The sequence below is a fragment of the Tropicibacter sp. Alg240-R139 genome, from assembly GCF_900537075.1.
GTDB lineage: Bacteria > Pseudomonadota > Alphaproteobacteria > Rhodobacterales > Rhodobacteraceae > Falsiruegeria.
In genome coordinates this window covers 134,288-154,043 of the sequence record NZ_UNRA01000001.1, presented here as the reverse complement: position 1 = coordinate 154,043, position 19,756 = coordinate 134,288, and the positions used below count along the sequence as shown (strand labels likewise).

General features: G+C 59.3%; 19 protein-coding genes. 13 read left to right on the top strand and 6 right to left on the bottom strand.

What is annotated here, in order from left to right; genetic code table 11:
- Positions 1-3 precede the first annotated feature (3 nt).
- Positions 4-1,167: a M20 aminoacylase family protein gene (locus G6R15_RS00790; protein ID WP_164657882.1), complete on the top strand. Its 1,164-nt coding sequence runs from the start codon at positions 4-6 to the stop codon at positions 1,165-1,167.
- Positions 1,168-1,246: 79 nt separating this feature from the next.
- Here G6R15_RS00790 and G6R15_RS00785 read toward each other — a convergent pair whose 3' ends face one another.
- From G6R15_RS00785 to moaA, 3 genes are read right to left on the bottom strand one after another with little or no spacing between them, the layout of a single operon-like run.
- Positions 1,247-2,293 carry a glycosyltransferase family 4 protein gene (locus G6R15_RS00785; RefSeq protein WP_164657881.1) on the bottom strand — a complete coding sequence of 349 codons (1,047 nt, stop codon included), beginning with the start codon at positions 2,291-2,293 and terminating at the stop codon, positions 1,247-1,249.
- On the bottom strand, positions 2,290-3,588 hold the full coding sequence (locus tag G6R15_RS00780; RefSeq protein ID WP_164657880.1) for a 3-deoxy-D-manno-octulosonic acid transferase: 1,299 nt from the start codon (positions 3,586-3,588) through the stop codon (positions 2,290-2,292). Before G6R15_RS00780 ends, G6R15_RS00785 begins: the two co-directional genes overlap by 4 nt.
- The gene (gene moaA / locus G6R15_RS00775) at positions 3,588-4,595 is read right to left on the bottom strand and encodes a GTP 3',8-cyclase MoaA (protein WP_164657879.1); all 1,008 of its coding nucleotides are present in this window, start codon (positions 4,593-4,595) and stop codon (positions 3,588-3,590) included. Before moaA ends, G6R15_RS00780 begins: the two co-directional genes overlap by 1 nt.
- 91 nt (positions 4,596-4,686) lie before the next feature.
- On the opposite strand from moaA, the gene G6R15_RS00770 reads away from it, so the two are divergent.
- Positions 4,687-5,148, top strand: a complete 462-nt coding sequence (locus G6R15_RS00770; RefSeq protein ID WP_164657878.1) for a hypothetical protein — start codon at positions 4,687-4,689, stop codon at positions 5,146-5,148.
- Here G6R15_RS00770 and G6R15_RS00765 read toward each other — a convergent pair.
- Positions 5,136-5,822 carry a DNA alkylation repair protein gene (locus G6R15_RS00765; RefSeq protein WP_164657877.1) on the bottom strand — a complete coding sequence of 229 codons (687 nt, stop codon included), beginning with the start codon at positions 5,820-5,822 and terminating at the stop codon, positions 5,136-5,138. The two genes, G6R15_RS00770 and G6R15_RS00765, sit on opposite strands and share 13 nt — an antisense overlap.
- A gap of 104 nt (positions 5,823-5,926) precedes the next feature.
- Here G6R15_RS00765 and G6R15_RS00760 point away from each other — a divergent pair, with 104 nt between their 5' ends.
- Complete coding sequence (locus G6R15_RS00760; RefSeq protein WP_164657876.1) at positions 5,927-6,646, top strand: FkbM family methyltransferase; 720 nt, start codon at positions 5,927-5,929, stop codon at positions 6,644-6,646.
- Here G6R15_RS00760 and G6R15_RS00755 read toward each other — a convergent pair whose 3' ends face one another.
- Positions 6,647-7,189 carry a pyridoxamine 5'-phosphate oxidase family protein gene (locus G6R15_RS00755; RefSeq protein WP_164657875.1) on the bottom strand — a complete coding sequence of 181 codons (543 nt, stop codon included), beginning with the start codon at positions 7,187-7,189 and terminating at the stop codon, positions 6,647-6,649.
- Between the two features lie 214 nt (positions 7,190-7,403).
- On the opposite strand from G6R15_RS00755, the gene G6R15_RS00750 reads away from it, so the two are divergent.
- The 3 genes from G6R15_RS00750 to G6R15_RS00740 all read left to right on the top strand — a co-directional run bounded on the left by G6R15_RS00750 (position 7,404) and on the right by G6R15_RS00740 (position 10,709).
- Positions 7,404-8,102, top strand: a complete 699-nt coding sequence (locus tag G6R15_RS00750) for an HAD-IA family hydrolase (RefSeq protein WP_164657874.1) — start codon at positions 7,404-7,406, stop codon at positions 8,100-8,102.
- A 46-nt stretch (positions 8,103-8,148) separates the two neighbouring features.
- Positions 8,149-9,345 carry a DegT/DnrJ/EryC1/StrS aminotransferase family protein gene (locus tag G6R15_RS00745; RefSeq protein ID WP_164657873.1) on the top strand — a complete coding sequence of 399 codons (1,197 nt, stop codon included), beginning with the start codon at positions 8,149-8,151 and terminating at the stop codon, positions 9,343-9,345.
- Positions 9,346-9,545: 200 nt separating this feature from the next.
- Positions 9,546-10,709: an isovaleryl-CoA dehydrogenase gene (locus tag G6R15_RS00740; RefSeq protein ID WP_164657872.1), complete on the top strand. Its 1,164-nt coding sequence runs from the start codon at positions 9,546-9,548 to the stop codon at positions 10,707-10,709.
- Between the two features lie 84 nt (positions 10,710-10,793).
- Here G6R15_RS00740 and G6R15_RS00735 read toward each other — a convergent pair whose 3' ends face one another.
- Positions 10,794-11,399, bottom strand: a complete 606-nt coding sequence (locus G6R15_RS00735; RefSeq protein WP_164657871.1) for an OmpW family protein — start codon at positions 11,397-11,399, stop codon at positions 10,794-10,796.
- Positions 11,400-11,580: 181 nt separating this feature from the next.
- On the opposite strand from G6R15_RS00735, the gene G6R15_RS00730 reads away from it, so the two are divergent.
- From G6R15_RS00730 to G6R15_RS00700, 7 genes are all read left to right on the top strand, one after another.
- Positions 11,581-13,107: an AMP-binding protein gene (locus G6R15_RS00730; RefSeq protein ID WP_164657870.1), complete on the top strand. Its 1,527-nt coding sequence runs from the start codon at positions 11,581-11,583 to the stop codon at positions 13,105-13,107.
- The gene (locus G6R15_RS00725) at positions 13,104-13,868 is read left to right on the top strand and encodes a hypothetical protein (RefSeq protein ID WP_164657869.1); all 765 of its coding nucleotides are present in this window, start codon (positions 13,104-13,106) and stop codon (positions 13,866-13,868) included. The genes G6R15_RS00730 and G6R15_RS00725 overlap by 4 nt, the downstream gene beginning before the upstream one ends.
- On the top strand, positions 13,865-15,469 hold the full coding sequence (locus tag G6R15_RS00720; protein WP_164657868.1) for a carboxyl transferase domain-containing protein: 1,605 nt from the start codon (positions 13,865-13,867) through the stop codon (positions 15,467-15,469). Before G6R15_RS00725 ends, G6R15_RS00720 begins: the two co-directional genes overlap by 4 nt.
- Positions 15,470-15,550: 81 nt before the next feature.
- A complete protein-coding gene (locus G6R15_RS00715; RefSeq protein WP_164657867.1) occupies positions 15,551-17,488 on the top strand; it encodes an acetyl/propionyl/methylcrotonyl-CoA carboxylase subunit alpha in 1,938 nt (645 codons plus the stop codon).
- Positions 17,489-17,560: 72 nt separating this feature from the next.
- A complete protein-coding gene (locus G6R15_RS00710) occupies positions 17,561-18,415 on the top strand; it encodes a hydroxymethylglutaryl-CoA lyase (protein WP_164657866.1) in 855 nt (284 codons plus the stop codon).
- Complete coding sequence (locus G6R15_RS00705) at positions 18,416-18,937, top strand: AAA family ATPase (RefSeq protein WP_164657865.1); 522 nt, start codon at positions 18,416-18,418, stop codon at positions 18,935-18,937.
- Positions 18,938-18,939: 2 nt separating this feature from the next.
- Complete coding sequence (locus tag G6R15_RS00700) at positions 18,940-19,719, top strand: crotonase/enoyl-CoA hydratase family protein (RefSeq protein WP_164657864.1); 780 nt, start codon at positions 18,940-18,942, stop codon at positions 19,717-19,719.
- The last annotated feature ends 37 nt before the right edge of the window (positions 19,720-19,756 follow it).

The following is a 19,756-nucleotide window of genomic DNA, read 5'->3' as shown; positions in this document are numbered from 1 at the left end:
GACATGCCAGTCAAGAACCGCTTTGCGGAACTGCAAAATGAAATCACCGAATGGCGACGTGATATTCACGAAAACCCTGAAATCCTGTTCGAAACCCACCGTACCAGCGCTCTGGTTGCTGAGAAACTGCAAGAGTTCGGTTGTGATGAGATCGTCACCGGCATCGGCCGCACCGGCGTCGTGGGCGTGATCAAGGGCAAGTCCGACACCGCGGGCAAGGTCATTGGTCTGCGTGCCGACATGGACGCGCTGCCGATTCTTGAGGCGACGGGGCTGGAGTATGCGTCAAAAACTGACGGCGCAATGCACGCTTGTGGCCACGACGGTCACACTGCGATGCTGCTTGGAGCGGCGAAATACCTGTCCGAGACGCGCAACTTTGACGGCACCGTTGTGGTGATCTTTCAGCCCGCTGAAGAAGGCGGAGGTGGCGGCAAGGAGATGTGCGACGACGGCATGATGGAGCGTTGGAACATCCAGGAAGTGTATGGCATGCACAACTGGCCTGGCCGTCCTGTCGGCTCTTTCGCCATTCGTCCCGGTGCGTTCTTTGCGGCAACGGACACGTTCGACATCACGCTGGAAGGGCGCGGCGGTCACGCGGCAAAACCGCATGACACCGTCGACACCACCGTGATGGCCGCGCAGACCGTGCTGGCGCTGCAGACGATCGCGTCGCGCAACGCGGATCCAGTGGATCAGATCGTGGTGTCCGTCACCTCGTTCGAAACTTCGTCCAAGGCATTCAACGTGATCCCGCAGACGGTACAGATCAAAGGCACCGTGCGCACCATGTCGACAGAGATGCGCGACCTGGCCGAAACGCGGATCAAGGCGATCTGCAACGGCATCGCGGCCACCTTTGGTGGAACCGCTGACATCAACTATATGCGCGGCTATCCGGTGATGGTGAACAATGAAGAGCAGACCGAGTTTGCGGCCAAGGTGGCAGCGTCTGTATCAGGCACATGTGATGACGCGCCGCTGGTGATGGGGGGCGAAGACTTTGCCTTCATGCTCGAAGAGCGTCCCGGTGCCTATATCCTGGTCGGCAATGGCGACACGGCTATGGTGCATCACCCCGAGTACAACTTTAACGATGACGCGATCCCGGCCGGCTGCAGCTGGTGGGCCGAGATCGTCGAGCAGCGGATGCCTGCTGCTTGATCTAAAGGTGGGAAGGGGGCTCTGCCCCCGACCCCTGCGGGGCCTCCCCCGGAGTATTTCTGAAAAGATGAATAGGCGGTCAGGAGGTTGACCAGAGCTCCTGATACACAGGGCCGATGCCTTCGGCCTCGCGTGCGGCGCTGAAGCTGTGTTCTGCGATCTCGCGTGCGGCGCGGGACATGGCAGCATGTTTCTCTGTATCCGACAGGATTGCGTTGGCGGCTCCAGCAGCCTCTGCTGCGGCCTCTAGCGGCACGATGGAGCCGGTGCGCCCTTGGGCCGAGAACGCCTGGTAGTAGCCCGCGTCGCTGCCCACAAACGGCACACCGCTGGCCATCCCTTCGAGCGGGGTCATGCCATACCCCTCGTAGCGGGGCAGTTGCATTACCAGTGACAGACCTCGCATCAGCGCGGGTAACTCGGCGGCTGGAACCTCGCCCGGAAAGAGGATGCGGTCGCTCAGACCTGCAGCGGCGATCTTGCCCAGGAGCTTTTGTTGAAACGCATCATGTTTGCCACCCGCACGCCCGATGACCAAAGCGGTCGCGCCGGGCAAGTCGGGCAGCAGACCCAGCATCGCCTCGACAAATAGATCGGTGCCTTTTTCTGGCCGGATGCGCCCGATGGTGGCGATGCCCATCGTGCCGCCGTGTCCCGTCGCCTCCCAAGCGGCGGCGCGGTCACTTGCAGGCGTGAAGAGATCGGTGTCGACACCATGCGGGACCACGGCGCGGACGTGAGGCACAAACTCTGCCGCGCGCTCGGTCGTGGCCACCACCGCATCCATGCGGCTGATCAGCCAGCGGGGATAGGCCGAATGCAGCCGTTGCGCGGCCGAGGTAAAGACGATGCGGATCGGCAGTTGCAGCACATCGCGGGCCCAGATCGCCACGCGCATTTCCGGGTTTCGGCGCACATGCCAGATGGCAAAGGGGCGGCCTTTTGGTGTCTGGCGGCTCAGGCGTTTGGCATCGCTGGCACTGATCGGTGCTGGGCAGCCGGGCAGGGGGTGACCGACCAAGCGCAGCTCGTGGTGTTTGACCTGCTGGCGAATGACATTGGCCGCCGTTGCCGACACCCCGGTGAAGTTCTTGTTGAAGTTGGTGACAAAGAGCTCAGGCGTCATTCCAGCTCCAGCGCGGTGATCAGCGTTTCGACGACAGTGTCGAGGGCTGCGGCCTGATCCTGCACACAGGACCGGGCGGCGGTGCAGGCCTGCTCCAACGCCTGGGCGTCGGTCAGCCAGCGCGACACGGCGGCGGTCAGGCTGGCGGCATCCGTGATTTGCACCGCACCCCCTTGAGCGATCAACGGTTCAAAGGTTTCGCGGAAATTGAAGTATCCCGGTCCAGTGATGACGGCGGCCCCGGCCTGGGCCGGCTCAAACGGGTTATGGCCGCCGATTTCCAGCAGCGAGCCGCCCATGAACACCAGCGGGCATAGAGCGTACCACGTCCCAGTCTCGCCCAGAGTATCCGCCAGATAGACTTGCGTGTCCGGGGCCAGTGTTTGTGCGGCGGAACGTTGCGCACAAGTCAAGCCAGCTTGCGCAACCAGGCGTTTGACCACATCGCCACGATCCGGGTGACGGGGGATTAACAGCAGCAGCAGGTCCGGATCGGTCTTGAGCAACTCCTTGTGTGCGGCCAGCATCGTTTCCTCTTCGCCCGCATGGGTCGAACTGGCGATCCAGACCCGACGATCGCCGATCTCACCCCGAATACGCGCCAGGGCCAGTTCGTCCACCGGCAGCGGGGCTGACGTGGCCTTGAGGTTGGTGCCTGGTTTCACGCGGGTACGATCGGCACCCATGTCCAGCAGGTTTTGAGCGGTCTTGTCATTCTGCGTCAGCATCAGGCGAAATTGGTCCAGCAGAAAGCGCGCTGTCTTTGGGCGCTTTTTCCAACCTTGGACGGATTTCTGGGAAAGGCGTGCGTTGAGCAAGGCCAATCGGGTGCCACGCTCACGCCCTTTGACCAACATCTGCGGCCAGATCTCGCTTTCGACAAAGATCCCGGCCTCGGGTCGCCAGTGATTGTAGAACCGCCCGACAGGGCCGTGCACATCCAGCGGCGCAAATTGATGTCGTGTGCGCGGCGGCAGGCGTTTGGCAATCAACTCGGCTGAGGTGGGCGTGCCAGAGGTGATCAGGAACTCGGTCGCGGGGAGGCGTTCACCCATACGGGTGATCAGGGTCAGAACCGACAGGCTTTCGCCGACGCTTGCGGCGTGAAACCACACCAGCTGTCCCGGTGGGCGGGGTAGGCTGGCCACGCCCAGGCGTTCCTTTTGGCGTTCGGCTGGCACACCGGCCTTGCGCAGCTTGCGCGCGACAGAGGCCCAGGCAATAGGGGCAATCGCCGCTGTCACACCCCGATACAGGCGATAGAGCGGGGTCGGTTTCCCGGAAGAGGCAGACATCAGCCGCCTGTGTGGCTCATGTGGCGGCTCATCTGGCCGTCGGCACGTTGGCGGGAATAGTCGAAATCATGACCCTTGGGCTTGTGCGAGATCGCGTCGCGGATCGCGGACTCAAGCGCGGCAGGGTCATCGGGATGGGCCCGCAACGGCGCACGCAGGTCGGCCATGTCTTCTTGACCAAGGCACATGTACAGCTCGCCGGTGCAGGTCAGGCGCACACGGTTGCAGCTTTCACAGAAGTTGTGGCTGAGCGGTGTGATAAAGCCGATTTTCTGACCTGTCTCTTCTAGTCGCACATAGCGCGCCGGACCACCGGTGCGTTCGGCCAAATCGGTGACTGTGTAATGCTGGGCATATTCTGACCGCACGTCCTTGAGTGACCAATACTGATCCAGCCGGTCTTCGTTGCCCAGATCGCCCATCGGCATAACCTCGATCCAGGTCAGATCCATGTTCCTCTCGGCGCACCATTGGGTGATCTGCGGCAGTTCGGGTTCATTGAATCCCTTAAGCGCAACAGCGTTGATTTTGACGCGCAAGCCCGCCTTTTGCGCCGCATCAATGCCGCGCAACACCTGGGGCAGGCGGCCCCAGCGGGTGACATCGGCAAACTTTTTCTCATCCAATGTATCAAGCGAGATGTTCACGCGGCGCACGCCAGCGGCATAAAGCTGATCGGCGAAGCGTTCCAGCTGCGAGCCATTTGTGGTCAGCGTCAGCTCTTTAAGCGTGCCACTTTCCAGATGCCGGGTCATCGACTGAAAAAATGTCATGATGTCGCGACGCACCAGCGGTTCGCCGCCAGTAATGCGGAGTTTCTCAACGCCCAAGCCGACAAATGTTGAGCACATGTGGTCCAACTCTTCGAGCGTCAGCAACTCTTTCTTAGGCAGAAAGGTCATGTTTTCCGACATGCAATAGACACAGCGAAAGTCGCAGCGGTCCGTGACGGAAACTCGCAGGTAGGTGATGGCGCGGGCGAATGGATCGATTAGCGGTGCGGTCATGAGAGCATAGGTAAAGCGTGACCCCCAGCCGGGCAAGGGCAATATGCGAAATGGGCTGGTGCGTGGCGTGACGGGCGACTAGGGTCGGGGCATGAAATACATGTTGCTCTTTGCCGTCATTGTGGTCGCCGGATGCGATCAGGTTCGCTCCACTACAGATCAGGTCGGGGGTTGGTTCAGCTCTGACCCCAAACCCGTTGAAACTGTTGTGGAAGAGGGCGGGGTCGTTGATGAGGTTGAGGCTGCGGAAACAGAGGTGGTTGAGGCCGTCCAAACCTCTGAGGCGCAGACGCTGGAAACCTGGGAAGGTGCGAAACAGACAGTGGCTGGATTGGGCGATCCGACCCGTGGAGGGATCTGGATGGAAACACCGTTGGTCCGCGTCGAACGTACTGGCCGTGTTGTTGTGCGCAAAACGGGTGCAGCGGCCACGGTAACCTTGATCCCGATTCCTGGTGACGCAGGCGCGGGCAGCCATCTTTCGCTTGAGGCGATGCGTAAACTTCTTGCTCCGCTCGAACAGCTTGTCGAACTGGACGTCTATTCCAGTTGAGCTTTCAGGAACCGTCCCGCTTCTTTGCGGGCAAAAGGTTTCATGTCATCACCATGCTCCGCGAGAAAAGCACGAGTGCGGTCAGCGTCATGCTTTGACAGTTCGCGCAGCCACCAAGCGATGGCTTTTTGAATGAACCAGTCCCGATCCGGCACATAAACTGCCGCCCATTCCAGAATGCGATCGCGGCGCATCAGATCGTCGGGCTTTGGGTGATTCTGCTTGGTCCAGGGCAGTGTCGCGACCAATGCGGCGCGACGGGTCCACATGTGGTCTGACGCGGTCCACTCCTCAACTTGATCCAGGCGGTCAGGGTTTGCGGTCAGCCGTTTTTGTGCTGCCATGCAGGCATGATCGGCAATAGCCCAGCTGTCAAAGTCTGGCAGCCAGCTTTGCAGCAATTCCCAAACATCGTCATCAGGACGAATGCGTGCCTGGGACAGTAGCTTTGATGCCGCAAGCCGCGCTTCATAGATGTTAGTCTGCCACAGCTCGGACGCCAGTAGAACGCGCTCTGCAATCGTCAGGTCTTGCCGCCAAACCTTTGTCAAATCATTCAAAATCGGGTTTGCTACGCCTAGGTATTCACGGTCGATCTTATGATAGGACGCCATGCCAGGCGCGCGGTTGGGGTCTGCGTGGGATTTGATCTCTTCCAGATAGGCCGCAAGCATTGATAGCTCCCTTTTTTTGTCCGGCAGCATATTGACAGCTTTTCCCAGATCAAGGGGGCTGTTACTTTTCTGTGAGGAGAGTGGCTGAGTTGGGGGAGTATGAGATGCAAAGTCTCAAGCGTTTGGAACGGGTGGCCAAAAAGCTGGTTCCGCAGGGATGGAGAAAACACCTGCGCGCATCAAAGTACGAGCTGTTGATGGAGCGGCGCGCGCCTATTGATCTGATCGTACATGTGGGCGCGCATTGGGGCGAGGATGCCGCGTTCTATGAGCTTTGTGGTGCCAAGACAATCCTGTGGATAGAGGCCGATCCAGACACCTATCAGAAATTGACCAAAGCGCTTGCGGGCCGTTCCAAAACCACGCGCCACGTGACGGAGAACACACTTGTATCTGCAACGGGTGGAGAGACGTTAACGTTTAATCGCTTCAATGGTGATGGGGCTTCGTCTTCGATCTATAATTCGACAGACGTTTATCGCAAGCGGTTCCCACATAGCCATGAAACCGGCGAGGTCATACAGCTTACAACCCATTCTCTGCCTGACATTCTTGCCCGCCATGATGTGGACGTTAGGGGGGCCGCGCGGTCGATGCTTGCGGTAGATGTTCAGGGTCATGAATTGTCTGTTCTCAAAGGCTTAGGTGATGACCTTAAACAGTTCCATCAATGCAAATGTGAGGTTTCTCGTGTGCCGATGTACGAGGGCGGCGCGCTTTTTGAAGACATCGACGCGTATATGCGATCAATGGGATTCCGCTTGGCGTCGCACCGTTATGTACAGGTGCCACGCCATGGGGATGTTCTCTATATCCGCGCGTAGTCAGACTGGAACGCCAGTGGGTTTTCCATCGATGGTCTTTGTGTTTTTGGTCAACCAGTAGTCGCGGATCTGTTTATCGGTCTTGTCGTCTACCCATTTTTGCATCGTGTCACGGTCCGATTGGAACTCCATGAAAGGCACAGCATATCCGCAAGACGCCTGAACCAGGTCGATGTCCAAATCAAAGATCTGGCGCGCACTGCGGTGAGCGGGAAAGTATTGCGCGAGCTCACTCCAATCCGGGTCATTCACGTGGACGGTTCGGGCCATGCCAAAAGTACGCAGGATCAGGGGGCGTGTGGTGAAAGAGCACCACATCAACGTCATGCGGGCATTTTCCTGCAAATGCCCGGCTGTTTCATTTCCGCTGCCGGTTAGGTTCATCCACAGGATTCGGTTCGGTCCCATTACTTGCAACGAATCCATCCCTTTTGGGGAAATGTTCACCCTTCCTTCGGGCCCAGCAGATCCAGTAAAAAACATATGCTGTTCTTCAATAAAGGTGCGGTGCTGGTCTTCGATACGGTCAAATTGCTTGGCCATAGGGGCTCCATCCGGTTGGTGTCTCGTTTTGATAAGTCAGGGATCTGGGCTCATTTTTGCCCGGTCTGGTGATGCTAGTGCAAGTGTTTCAGGGGGCGAGTCGATCATTTTGGCGCGATTTTACTTTAATTTCACGCTGCCCCAGATTAATCGCGGAAGAAGGACGCGTTTTGCCGTGAGTGGCGGCGAATGATGGGAAGAACATGAGGGCAAGATGCAGACAGTGATCTTTGATCTGGATGGAACTCTGGCAGATACGTCGGGTGATCTGCTTGCGGCGGCGAACCACTGTTTTCGCGACATGGGACACGGTGATATTCTGGTCCCGGGGCAGGATGCCGGAATTGCCCTGCGTGGCGGTCGGATGATGCTGACCCGAGGGCTTGAGCGGGTCGGTGCATTCGAGGCCGCCACGGTCGACCGGTACTATCCTGTTCTTCTCAAGGCCTACGCAGAAGCCATCGACACGCATACGTTTCTCTATCCCGGTGCAATGGAGGCTGTCGAGCAGCTTAAAGCCTTGGGGTATGGCGTCGGTATTTGCACCAACAAGCCCGAGGGGCTGGCCGAGCTGTTGATGCAGCGGATGGGGGTACGTGATGCCTTTGCATCGCTGATCGGGGCGGACACGTTGACAGTGCGCAAGCCCGACCCAGAGCCCCTGCGTGAAGCCGCGCGGCAGGCGGGGGGGCATCCGGCTCACTGCGTTTTGATCGGGGATTCAGATACGGATCGCAACACGTCGCGCGCGGCAGGTGTACCGTCAATCCTTGTGACATTTGGCCCGTCGGGCGCGGATATGGCAGCGTTGGAGCCTGAGGCACTGTTGGAAGACTATGCCGATCTGCCTGACCTGGTTGGGCAGGTCCTGAGTGCAAAGACCAAAAACGCGGCTTTGGGAAACGTGAATTGAGTGTTGGGTGCTTGACCATGCTGTGTTGCAAACGGAAAACCGCCATATGACAGATAGATTTACAGGCAGCTTTACGCAGCAGGAACCCATCCCGGATGAGGCCATCGAGGCGGCATTGGCCGTTCTGCGACACGGGCGATTGCATCGCTACAACGTGTCGGACGGAGAGTTGGGCGAAACCGCTCTGCTGGAACAGGAGTTTGCCACACAAACGGGCGCTAGGTATTGCTTGGCTGTGGCCTCGGGTGGTTATGCGATGGCAACGGCCATGCGCGCAGTGGGGGTTCAGCCTGGCGATGCGGTGTTGACCAACGCTTTCACTCTGGCCCCGGTGCCGGGCGCGATCGCTTCGGTCAATGCGCGACCTGTGTTTGTGGGCGTGACCGAAGAGCTGACCATTGATCTGGACGATTTGGCATCAAAGGCGGATCAGGCCAAGGTGCTGTTGCTCAGCCATATGCGCGGTCACTTGTGCGATATGGACCGGTTGATGGAGATTTGTGACGCTGAAGGGATCACAGTGATCGAGGATTGCGCCCACACCATGGGCGCGGCGTGGCGGGGTGTGCCATCGGGGCGGCAGGGGGCCATTGGCTGCTATTCCTGCCAGACCTACAAGCACGTGAATTCGGGCGAGGGTGGTCTGTTGATCACCGATAACGAGGAATTAGCGGCCAAGGCGGTGATGCTGTCGGGGTCTTACATGCTGTACGAGCGGCATCTGGCAGCGCCGGGACCAGAGGTGTTCGAGCGGATCAAATATCACACACCCAACGTGTCAGGGCGTATGGACAATCTGCGTTCGGCGATCCTGCGGCCGCAGTTGAAGGATTTGAACGCCCAAGTCGCGCGGTGGAATGAGCGGTATCAGACACTGGAAGCGGGTCTGCGGGATGTTCCCGGGCTGACAGTGATCGAGCGACCTGCCGAGGAAAGCTATGTTGGGTCGTCTATACAGTTCTTGTTGCTGGACTGGACCCCTGAGGCCGTGCAAGAGGCGATTGCACGCTGCAGCGCGCGCGGGGTCGAGCTCAAGTGGTTTGGTGCAGATGAGCCTGCGGGCTTCACCTCGCGCTATGACAGCTGGCGCTATGCCCAAAGCGAGCGGATGCCAGCGAGCGATCGGGTTTTGACCGGTATTGTGGACATGCGAGTACCGCTCACCTTTAGCTTGGATGATTGCGCCTTGATTGCGCGGATCATCAGGGCCGAAGTAAGCGCGGTTCATCAGTCGCAACTGTAGTTAAATTGAGTGCGCCTGCGGCGCACGCTCGATGTTTTGTTTACCGCCCCGCCGCAGCCGGTGGGGCGGTTTTCTTTTGTGCCGTTCAGGCGCGACGTCGCGGCGCGATACGCAATCGTTGACGCAAATTGGATTCGCTGCTATCCCTTTATTGAACACTTGTTCATAAACGGTTGTTCTTAGACTCGATGGGAGAGGCGATGTTTACCGCAACAATGAAATTCGATCATGGTGAAGACGTGGATGCACTGCGCGACATGGTTCACCGTTGGGCGCAAGAGCGGGTCAAGCCGATGGCCGCCGAAATCGACCGGACAAATGAATTTCCGGCTGAGCTGTGGAAGGAAATGGGCGACCTGGGTCTGCTGGGTGTGACTGTTCCCGAAGAGTTCGGTGGCGCGGGCATGTCCTATCTGGCGCATACCATCGTGGTCGAAGAGATCGCGCGCGCCAGCGCTTCGGTTTCGTTGTCGTATGGCGCGCATTCGAACCTATGCGTGAACCAGATTAAGCTGAACGGCACGCAGGAGCAGAAGGAAAAATACCTGACGCGTCTGGTGTCGGGCGAACACGTCGGCGCATTGGCGATGTCCGAGCCGAGCGCCGGATCCGACGTGGTGTCGATGAAGCTGCGCGCGGAAAAGCGCAATGGTTACTACCGCTTGAATGGTAACAAGTATTGGATCACAAACGGTCCGGACGCCGACACGCTGGTTGTCTACGCCAAGACCGATCCTGAGGGTGGGTCTAAGGGGATCACTGCATTCCTGATTGAGAAAGAATTCAAGGGCTTTTCGACCTCGCCGCATTTCGACAAGCTGGGCATGCGCGGGTCAAACACCGCCGAGCTGATCTTTGAAGACGTCGAAGTGCCGTTCGAAAACGTTCTGGGCGAAGAGGGCAAGGGTGTTGCGGTCCTGATGTCCGGTTTGGATTACGAGCGCGTGGTGCTGGCAGGCATCGGCCTGGGCATTATGGCGGGCTGTATGGATGAGGTCATGCCGTATATGGCCGAACGCAAGCAGTTTGGGCAGCCCATCGGGAACTTTCAGCTGATGCAGGGCAAGATTGCGGACATGTACACCGCGATGAATTCATCGCGAGCGTACGTGTATGAGGTCGCCAAGGCCTGTGATCGGGGTGACGTAACCCGCCAGGATGCAGCGGCGTGCTGTCTGTATGCATCTGAGCAGGCGATGGTGCAGGCGCATCAGGCGGTGCAGGCTTTTGGCGGGGCGGGTTATTTGTCTGACAACCCCGTCGGGCGCATTTTCCGCGATGCAAAGCTGATGGAAATCGGTGCGGGCACGTCCGAGATTCGGCGCATGTTGGTCGGTCGCGAGCTGATGAGCTCGATGCTTTGAAACAAAAAAAACCCCCATGCGGTTCGGGCCGCACGGGGGCTGTTGCGCGCCGCAATCAAACGCGTCACGCATGGGAGTGAAGGATCAGAACCGGTGCACGTAAGCCAAGCCAATAACGACAGGGTCGATTTTCGCTTCGCCGATGCCCGCGCCGTTCAGGCTGGCGTCAGAGCGGATCTGCATCCAGCGCACATTCAATCGCAACGCGCCATTGTTAGAGATCTGGTAATCGGCACCGGCGTTCAGCGCGACGCCAAAGCTGTCGTCGAGGCTGAGGTTGCCAAGGGGCGAGCTTTCCTCGAAGAAGGTGGTGTAGTTCAAGCCGACGCCGACAAAGGGCTTGATCGCCGACTTGGTGGGGAAGTGGTAGTTGACCGAGAGGGTCGGCGGCAGGTGCTTGACCGAGCCCACTTTGCCCGCGCCCGCCAGCGAGACGTCATGTTCGAACGGGGTGGCCAGCAACAGCTCGATGCCAATGTTGTCGCGCACGAAGTATTCGAATGTCAGGGTCGGGCGGGTGTCATCACCGATCGAGGCCGCGGCACCGGCCAGCGTGCCGTTCGAAGATTCGGGAGTGACGTTGGCGACACCGATACCGACGGTCCAGTCGCCTTGAGATTGGGCCAGAACGGGGGCGGAAACGGTGGCAAGCGCGGCAGCACAGACGGCGGCAGTTGTCAGGGATTTCATCAGGATGCCTACTCTTTCTATTGTGAGTCTTTGCAAGACATCCCGGTTATGAATCGAGTGTCGATTGGGCTCTCTGATCTGAATCAAATTTTGCATTCATGTCGCCTGGCAACCGGTTTGATATGTATCAAAAAACACCAGGTTGACGTCGCGGTTCCAGGTGGTTTTCAGGGGGTGCGTCATGACTTTCTCTGAGCGCATTCCGGGGTTGACCCAAGCGGGCAGCTGGGACCTTCCCGAGCGTCTGAACATGGCGCAGCAATGTCTGTCGCATGAGGCCAATAAGGTGGCCATCATCGACTTGACCGGTGCGGATCGTCACGACGTGCGGTTCGACGAATTGGCGGAAATGGTCGACGGTCTGGCACGCGCCTTGATGGCTCAGGTTCGACCTGGGGATCGGGTGGGTGTGCTGCTCAGCCAGTCGCCCTGGTGCGCGGCGGCCCATCTGGCAATCTGGAAGATTGGCGCGATCTCGGTGCCGCTGTTTAAGCTGTTCAAGCGCGAAGCGTTGGCCTCTCGGGTTGGGGATGCAGGGGCCAAACTGGTGCTGACCGACGCCGAAGGAGCCGCCGTACTGGGTGATCTTGCGACGCCGTTGATGGCGGCTGAGATTGGGCAGGATGGTGGGCCGGTGAGCTATGTCGACACTGGTCCCGAAGACCCGGCGGTGCTGATCTACACAAGTGGCACGACCGGCTCCCCCAAGGGCGCGTTGCATGGTCACCGCGTGCTGACGGGTCATCTGCCGGGTGTTTCGATCAGCCACAACCATCTGCGCCCGGGCGATTGCCTGTGGACGCCAGCGGACTGGGCATGGATCGGGGGGTTGTTTGATGTGCTGATGCCGGGGCTGGCGCTTGGCATTCCGGTGGTTGCCGCGCGTCTGGACAAATTCACGCCCGCGGCCTGCGCCGATGTCGTGGCGCGTGGCGGTGTGCGCAACGTGTTCTTTCCCCCCACAGCCCTGCGAATGCTCAAGGCGACTGGGCAGGGGCTCGACGGTCTGCGCTCGGTTGCCTCTGGTGGAGAGCCCCTGGGCGCAGAGATGCTCGCTTGGGGCCAACGCTCCTTTGGGCTGACGTTCAACGAATTCTATGGCCAGACCGAATGCAACATGGTGGTTTCGTCCTGTAGCGTCGATTTCCCGGTGCAGCCGGGATGCATTGGTCAACCCGTGCCGGGGCATGAGGTGGCGGTGGTCGACGAGGATGGTAACCCCACGTCAGAAGAGGGCGATGTGGCGGTTCGGCGTGGGTCTGCCTCGATGCTGTTGGAATACTGGAAGCGGCCGCAAGAAACGAGCCAGAAGTTTCGGGGCGATTGGCTGGTTACTGGCGATCGCGGTGTGTGGGAGGGTGAATATCTACGCTTTGTCGGGCGAGACGATGATGTCATCACCTCTGCTGGATACCGCATCGGCCCGGCCGAGATCGAGGATTGCCTGCTGACCCATCCGTCCGTTGCAACGGTGGGTGTCGTTGGCAAACCCGACCCTTTGCGGACCGAGATCGTCAAGGCCTATGTGGTGTGCAAAGAAGGTGCCGCAGTTAGCGCCGAAGAGCTGCAGGCCTGGGTCAAGGACCGGCTCGCACAGTATTCGTATCCGCGCGAGATTGCCTTTCTGGATGCGCTGCCAATGACAGTGACGGGGAAGGTTATTCGGAAAGAGCTGAAGGCACGGGCTGCTGGAGAGGTGATCGAATGAACGTGTCATCAAACGCATATGCTGAGTTTTCTTCTCAGAAAGACTCCATCGATTTTTTGAACGATTGCGCAGAGTTTGTATTGCCCGGAAGCAAAAAAAGTAACTTCGAGGCAATGGAGCATTCAGACACAAAGCTGTTGGCAAAAAATCTAGAGCAACGAGTAGGCAGCTCGGTCGGCGCATTTATGCAGTTTAATGGAGTGCCTGAAGAACTAGCTACGGCGTGTAAGATGTTGAAACGATACCCTTGGCACGGGACCGACATTTCCAAATCGTCTCATCTGGAGATGACGTGGTTTTTGGTTCAAAACCTATGTTATCATTTCAAGGAAAAGACCAAGTTATACTTCAACAATCAAAAAAGTGCTGCGCTAATTCTAAGGTTGCCTGAGCCTATGTGGCTAAAGGCTGAACTCAAGCTTATTGACGATATTATGGGTAAAGCCATCAAGGATCGGGGAAACACGGTCCACGGATGGAATACCACAGAGAACTCTATTTACACCTACTCGTTGGTCGAAACGATTGTCGAAGCAGGGGAGGAGAGTGGAGATTGGGATCTCAAGTCTCACTATCGTGACGCCAAATTTTTTCTCGGTTGGAAAGCTCGGAAGTATCGAGATCATGCATACGGGCTTATGTGGCGTTGTTTTCGGGATCATTCCCCGACTCCTCCTACTCTAGTTAGGCGGTTCAACGAACTTACAGATGCCGTGTTGAACAAGGGTGCCCTCCTTACACAGAAAGAGAATGGCAAATGAAACTCACATCCAAAGCCATGCCTTCCTCGGACGGCTTCAAACAGAACCGCACGGCGCACTTGGAGGCGCTCTCGCAGATTAGTGAGGCGGCGGAGGCCGCGCGTTTGGGGGGCGGGGAGAAGTCCCGTACGCGCCATGAAAGCCGGGGCAAGATGTTACCGCGGCGCAGGGTGGCGAACCTGCTGGATCCGGGCTCTCCATTCTTGGAGGTCGGCGCAACGGCGGCGTATGGCATGTACGACAACGCGGCCCCTGCGGCGGGTGTTGTTGCGGGCATCGGTCGGGTGCACGGGCAAGAAGTCATGGTGGTTTGCAACGATGCCACTGTGAAGGGCGGCACTTATTATCCGATGACGGTCAAGAAACACCTACGCGCGCAAGAGATTGCCGAGGAAAACCGTCTGCCCTGCATCTATCTGGTGGACAGCGGTGGGGCCAACCTGCCGCAACAGGATGAGGTGTTCCCGGACCGCGATCACTTTGGCCGCATCTTTTATAATCAGGCGCGCATGTCGTCCAAGGGCATCCCTCAGATCGCGGTGGTCATGGGATCGTGCACGGCGGGCGGCGCTTACGTACCTGCTATGTCGGATGTCACCATCATTGTGCGTGAACAGGGCACCATCTTTCTGGCCGGTCCGCCGCTGGTCAAGGCCGCGACGGGCGAGGTGGTGAGTGCCGAGGATCTGGGGGGCGGTGACGTGCATACGCGCCTGTCGGGTGTCGCCGATTACCTGGCCGAGGATGATGCGCATGCTCTGGCGCTGGCGCGGCGTGCGGTGCTGTCGCTCAACATCACCAAGCCGCTGACGGTGAACTGGGCCAATCCAGAAGAGCCCGCTTATGATCCCGAAGAGATCCTGGGCGTGGTACCGGGCGATTTGCGCACGCCCTATGACATCCGCGAAGTGATTGCGCGGCTGGTCGATGGCTCGCGGTTTGATGAGTTCAAGCCGCGCTTTGGCGAGACTCTGGTGACCGGGTTTGCGCACGTCAAAGGGTGCCCCGTCGGCATCATCGCCAACAACGGCGTGCTATTCTCTGAGGCGGCGCAGAAGGGCGCGCATTTCGTGGAGCTGTGTTCGCAGCGCAAGATCCCTCTGGTCTTCCTGCAAAACATCACCGGCTTCATGGTGGGCCGAAAATACGAAAACGAAGGTATCGCGCGGCATGGGGCCAAGATGGTGACGGCGGTGGCCTCGACCAATGTGCCTAAGATCACCATGCTGGTCGGCGGTTCGTTTGGCGCGGGTAACTACGGCATGGCGGGTCGCGCCTATCAGCCGCGGTTCCTGTGGACTTGGCCCAACTCACGTATCTCAGTCATGGGCGGCGAACAGGCGGCGGGCGTGCTGGCAACGGTCAAACGCGACGCCATCGAACGCCGGGGCGATAGCTGGTCCGCCGAAGAAGAGGCCGAATTCAAACGCCCCACCATTGAGATGTTTGAGGAACAAAGCCATCCGCTCTATGCCTCGGCGCGCCTATGGGACGACGGTATCATCGACCCGCGCAAATCGCGTGATGTTCTGGCCTTGTCTCTGAGTGCAGCTTTGAACGCACCGATTGAAGAGACACGCTTTGGCGTGTTCCGGATGTGATCTTCTTCTTGCTTAAAATATCCTCGGGGGTCCGGGGGCAGATAGCCCCCGGTCCGACGTCTGAAACAAAGGACCAACCCCATGTTTGATACAATTCTGATTGCAAACCGTGGTGAAATCGCCTGCCGTGTCATGGACACGGCCCGCTCTATGGGGGTCAAAACGGTGGCCGTCTATTCCGATGCAGATGCGGGCGCGAAACATGTCGAGAAAGCGGACCGGGCCGTGCACATTGGCGGGCCTGCTCCGGCGGACAGCTATCTAAGAGGTGACGTGATCATCCAGGCCGCGCTCGACACTGGCGCGCAAGCGATCCATCCGGGGTATGGCTTTCTGTCCGAGAACCCGGACTTCGTTGAGGCGGTTCAGGCCGTTGGCCTAAAATTCATCGGACCCTCTGCCAAAGCGATCCGGGCCATGGGGCTCAAGGACGCGGCCAAGGTACTGATGGAAGAAGCCGGCGTTCCGGTGGTCCCTGGTTATCACGGTGCCAATCAAGAGCCTGAGTTCCTGGCAGAGCAGGCTGGTCAGATCGGCTATCCGGTGCTGATCAAGGCTGTAGCGGGCGGCGGCGGCAAAGGTATGCGACTGGTCGAAGATCCTACCAAGTTTGCAGAAGCGCTTGAGAGTGCGCAAGGCGAGGCGACCACCGCGTTCGGAAATCCGGATGTGCTGATTGAGAAGTTCGTGCAAAAGCCGCGCCATATCGAGGTGCAGGTTTTTGGTGACGGCACTCATGCGGTGCATCTTTTTGAACGGGATTGCTCGCTGCAACGGCGACACCAGAAAGTGATCGAAGAAGCGCCTGCGCCGGGTATGACAGCAGAAATGCGCGAGGCCATGGGGCAGGCGGGCGTGCTTGCGGCCGAAGCTATCGGGTATTCAGGTGCTGGTACGGTGGAATTTATCGTCGACGGCTCAGACGGGCTGCGCACAGATCGGTTCTGGTTCATGGAGATGAACACGCGCCTGCAAGTGGAACATCCCGTCACCGAGGAAATCACTGGCGTTGATCTGGTGGAATGGCAGTTGCGGGTAGCATCGGGGGAACCCTTGCCTGCCCAACAATCTGATCTGAGTTTCAAAGGGCACGCGTTTGAGGCCCGGATTTATGCCGAGGACGTGCCCAAGGGCTTCCTGCCCGCCACCGGCACCTTGACGCATCTCGAATTCCCCGATGATGCTCGGATCGACAGTGGGGTGAGGTGTGGCGACACGATCAGCCCCTGGTACGACCCGATGATCGCCAAGGTGACCGTTTTTGGCCCGACGCGTGGCGCGGCTTTGCGCAAACTGGAGCGTGCCCTTCGGTGGACCGATGTGGGCGGAACGGTGACCAACGTGTCGTTCCTGAGCGTGTTGTCGGCTCAGCCGAATTTTGTCGCGGGTCAAATGGATACTGGGTTGATTGACCGCGAGCTTGAGGCCCTGACTCCAGCCCCGGTTGCCTGCACAAAAGCCCGGTCCATTGCTGCGTTGACGGCTTTGGGGTTGCAGGACGGCGCGGGCGCGGGCGGAGGTTTCACCCTTTGGGGGTCGCTTGGCTGGGACGTGACACTAACCCATCATGACGAGGTATTTGAAGCGCGTGTTCTGGCTGGTGGGCCAGATAGTTTCACCGTGACGCTGCCAAACATGACACATCAAGTCAGCCGCCGCGACGGCATCTGGTGGGTGGATGCCACCAAAGTTCAAGCGCGGGTTTCCCATGTTGGAAACGAACTTACGGTGTTTTGGGGAAACGGCTATCGGTTCACTGTGACGGATCCACTTGATCGCGATGCGGGTGCTATGGGCGATGGCAATGTGATCGAAGCACCGATGCCTGGCCTGGTCAAAGCGGTTTTTGCCAAAACAGGGCAGGCGGTGAGCGAAGGCGACCGTTTGGCCATTCTGGAAGCGATGAAGATGGAACATTCTTTGCTGGCGGCGCGAGACGGGATAGTGGCCGAGGTTCTGACCGAAGCGGGCACTCAGGTCGAAGCCGGGGCCGCTCTGGTTCGACTGGAAGAGGAATAAGCCGGGGCCACTGCGCGGTGTGGGCGGTGGTATTTCCGTATTTGAAACCAAAAGAAGCAGGGGATTCGCGCCATGGGTGACCGGGTCGAGATATTCGAGATGGGTCCGCGAGACGGTCTGCAGAACGAGAAACGCGAGATTCCGGTGGCCGAGAAGATCGCGCTTGTCGATTGCCTCAGCCGTGCGGGCTTTCGCCGGATCGAGGTGGCCAGTTTCGTCTCGCCTAAATGGGTGCCGCAGATGGCAGGCTCGGACGAGGTTCTGGGGGGCATCACCCGCGCGGATGGTGTGAGTTATGCGGCGCTGACGCCCAACCTGCGCGGATATCAGGACGCGGTGGCGGCCAAAGCGGATGAGATTGCGGTCTTTGCCTCTGCCTCTGAAGGATTTTCCAAGGCCAATATCAACGCCACGATTGCCGAGAGTATCGAGCGGTTTGTGCCGATCCTTAAGGCCGCACGCGAGGTCGGCCTGCCGGTGCGGGGCTATGTCTCGTGCGTGACTGACTGTCCGTTTGACGGACCGACCCCGCCGGGGCAGGTGGCCGAGGTTGCCGGGCGGTTGCTGGATCTGGGCTGCTATGAAGTCTCGCTGGGGGATACCATCGGGCAAGGTACGCCCGAGAGCATCGCTGCGATGCTGGGAGCGGTGCTGAATAGGGTGCCTGCCGAAAAGCTTGCCGGACATTATCATGACACTGCTGGTCGGGCATTGATCAACATCGATGCCTCGCTGGAGCTCGGCCTGCGCGTGTTTGACGCCGCCGTTGGTGGCTTGGGCGGCTGCCCCTATGCGCCGGGCGCTGCGGGCAATGTGGCGACCGAGGCTGTGGTGAACCATTTGACGGGCCAAGGCTATGAAACCGGTTTGGATATGGCTGTGCTGGGCGAGGCGGCGCAGATGGCGCGCGCGATGCGGACAGGGTGAATGCCGGTTCTGGTGTCTTTTACCGGCTTGCCCGGCGTGGGCAAATCCACGATTGCCAAACAGGTGGCCGACGGCACTGGCGCGCTGTGGCTGTGGATTGATCAGATCGAGGTGGCGATGAAGGCCTCTCACATGGTGACGGATGATCTGGCCGATGGGGGGTATGCCGCGGCGCAAGCTGTGGCGAGAGGGGCCTTGCGCCAGGGGTTCGACGTCATCGCGGACTGTGTGAACCCCATCGCGCTGACACGCACGGCATGGCGGGCGGTGGCGGAAGATACGGGTGCCCGTTTGATCACGGTTGAGCTGACATGCTCGGATCAGGATGCGCATCGTAGCAGGATCGAAACGCGGCAGGTCGATCTGCCGGGCTGGGTCGGTCCCGACTGGCAAGCGGTGCTGGACCGCACGTATGAGCCGATGACGGATGCGGATGTGACATTGGACACAGGCCTGACCTCGGTCGAAGCCGCCGTTGAAAGATTGAGCCGGGCCCTTGAGGCGGCGAAACAGGAGACTTGAGCATGTTTGAGACCATCGACCTTTCGACCGACGCACGCGGCGTTGCGACGCTGACCCTGAACCGGGTGGACAAGCACAACGCGATGTCGGCGCAGATGCTGGCCGAGTTGACGCAGGCGGCAGGACAGCTGGCGGCAGATGATGCCGTGCGGGTTGTTGTGCTGACGGGGGCGGGCAAATCGTTCTGCGCGGGCGGCGATCTGGCCTGGATGCAGGCTCAGATGGCTGCGGATTCACTGACCCGCTTTGTCGAGGCGCGCAAACTGGCCGAGATGCTGCAGGCGCTTAACACCCTGCCGAAACCGCTGATCGGGGCGCTGCAAGGCAATGCATTTGGCGGTGGTGTCGGGATGGCGTCGGTCTGTGACATTGCTATTGGGGTCGATACGCTCAAGATGGGTTTGACCGAAACGCGGTTGGGGATCATTCCGGCGACGATTGGGCCTTATGTCATCTCGCGCATGGGGGAAGCACGGGCGCGACGGGTGTTCATGTCGGGGCGCGTCTTTGGCGCGGTCGAGGCGGTTGAACTGGGTCTTCTGGCCAAGGTGGTGCCTGCGGAAGAACTGGCGGCTACTGTCGAGGCCGAGGTAACCCCCTATCTTAGCTGTGCCCCCGGTGCAGTGGCCGCGGCCAAACAACTAACCCGAGAGCTGGGTCCGCGCATTGATGATGCGGTGATCGACTCCACGATCCAGTCGCTGGTTGAGCGGTGGGAAACCGATGAGGCAGCCGAAGGGATAGGGGCGTTCTTTGCCAAGCGCAAACCCAACTGGGTGTGAAGAAAAGATGAATCTGGCCCTAGTCTTTTGGGGGGCT

What these genes read in the sequence shown, in the direction of transcription:
- G6R15_RS00790 (WP_164657882.1), top strand. Translation starts at nt 4, where the DNA reads ATGCCAGTCAAGAACCGCTTTGCGGAACTGCAAAATGAAATCACCGAA.
- G6R15_RS00785 (WP_164657881.1), bottom strand. Translation starts at nt 2,293, where the DNA reads ATGACGCCTGAGCTCTTTGTCACCAACTTCAACAAGAACTTCACCGGG.
- G6R15_RS00780 (WP_164657880.1), bottom strand. Translation starts at nt 3,588, where the DNA reads ATGTCTGCCTCTTCCGGGAAACCGACCCCGCTCTATCGCCTGTATCGG.
- moaA (WP_164657879.1), bottom strand. Translation starts at nt 4,595, where the DNA reads ATGACCGCACCGCTAATCGATCCATTCGCCCGCGCCATCACCTACCTG.
- G6R15_RS00770 (WP_164657878.1), top strand. Translation starts at nt 4,687, where the DNA reads ATGAAATACATGTTGCTCTTTGCCGTCATTGTGGTCGCCGGATGCGAT.
- G6R15_RS00765 (WP_164657877.1), bottom strand. Translation starts at nt 5,822, where the DNA reads ATGCTTGCGGCCTATCTGGAAGAGATCAAATCCCACGCAGACCCCAAC.
- G6R15_RS00760 (WP_164657876.1), top strand. Translation starts at nt 5,927, where the DNA reads ATGCAAAGTCTCAAGCGTTTGGAACGGGTGGCCAAAAAGCTGGTTCCG.
- G6R15_RS00755 (WP_164657875.1), bottom strand. Translation starts at nt 7,189, where the DNA reads ATGGCCAAGCAATTTGACCGTATCGAAGACCAGCACCGCACCTTTATT.
- G6R15_RS00750 (WP_164657874.1), top strand. Translation starts at nt 7,404, where the DNA reads ATGCAGACAGTGATCTTTGATCTGGATGGAACTCTGGCAGATACGTCG.
- G6R15_RS00745 (WP_164657873.1), top strand. Translation starts at nt 8,149, where the DNA reads ATGACAGATAGATTTACAGGCAGCTTTACGCAGCAGGAACCCATCCCG.
- G6R15_RS00740 (WP_164657872.1), top strand. Translation starts at nt 9,546, where the DNA reads ATGTTTACCGCAACAATGAAATTCGATCATGGTGAAGACGTGGATGCA.
- G6R15_RS00735 (WP_164657871.1), bottom strand. Translation starts at nt 11,399, where the DNA reads ATGAAATCCCTGACAACTGCCGCCGTCTGTGCTGCCGCGCTTGCCACC.
- G6R15_RS00730 (WP_164657870.1), top strand. Translation starts at nt 11,581, where the DNA reads ATGACTTTCTCTGAGCGCATTCCGGGGTTGACCCAAGCGGGCAGCTGG.
- G6R15_RS00725 (WP_164657869.1), top strand. Translation starts at nt 13,104, where the DNA reads ATGAACGTGTCATCAAACGCATATGCTGAGTTTTCTTCTCAGAAAGAC.
- G6R15_RS00720 (WP_164657868.1), top strand. Translation starts at nt 13,865, where the DNA reads ATGAAACTCACATCCAAAGCCATGCCTTCCTCGGACGGCTTCAAACAG.
- G6R15_RS00715 (WP_164657867.1), top strand. Translation starts at nt 15,551, where the DNA reads ATGTTTGATACAATTCTGATTGCAAACCGTGGTGAAATCGCCTGCCGT.
- G6R15_RS00710 (WP_164657866.1), top strand. Translation starts at nt 17,561, where the DNA reads ATGGGTGACCGGGTCGAGATATTCGAGATGGGTCCGCGAGACGGTCTG.
- G6R15_RS00705 (WP_164657865.1), top strand. Translation starts at nt 18,416, where the DNA reads ATGCCGGTTCTGGTGTCTTTTACCGGCTTGCCCGGCGTGGGCAAATCC.
- G6R15_RS00700 (WP_164657864.1), top strand. Translation starts at nt 18,940, where the DNA reads ATGTTTGAGACCATCGACCTTTCGACCGACGCACGCGGCGTTGCGACG.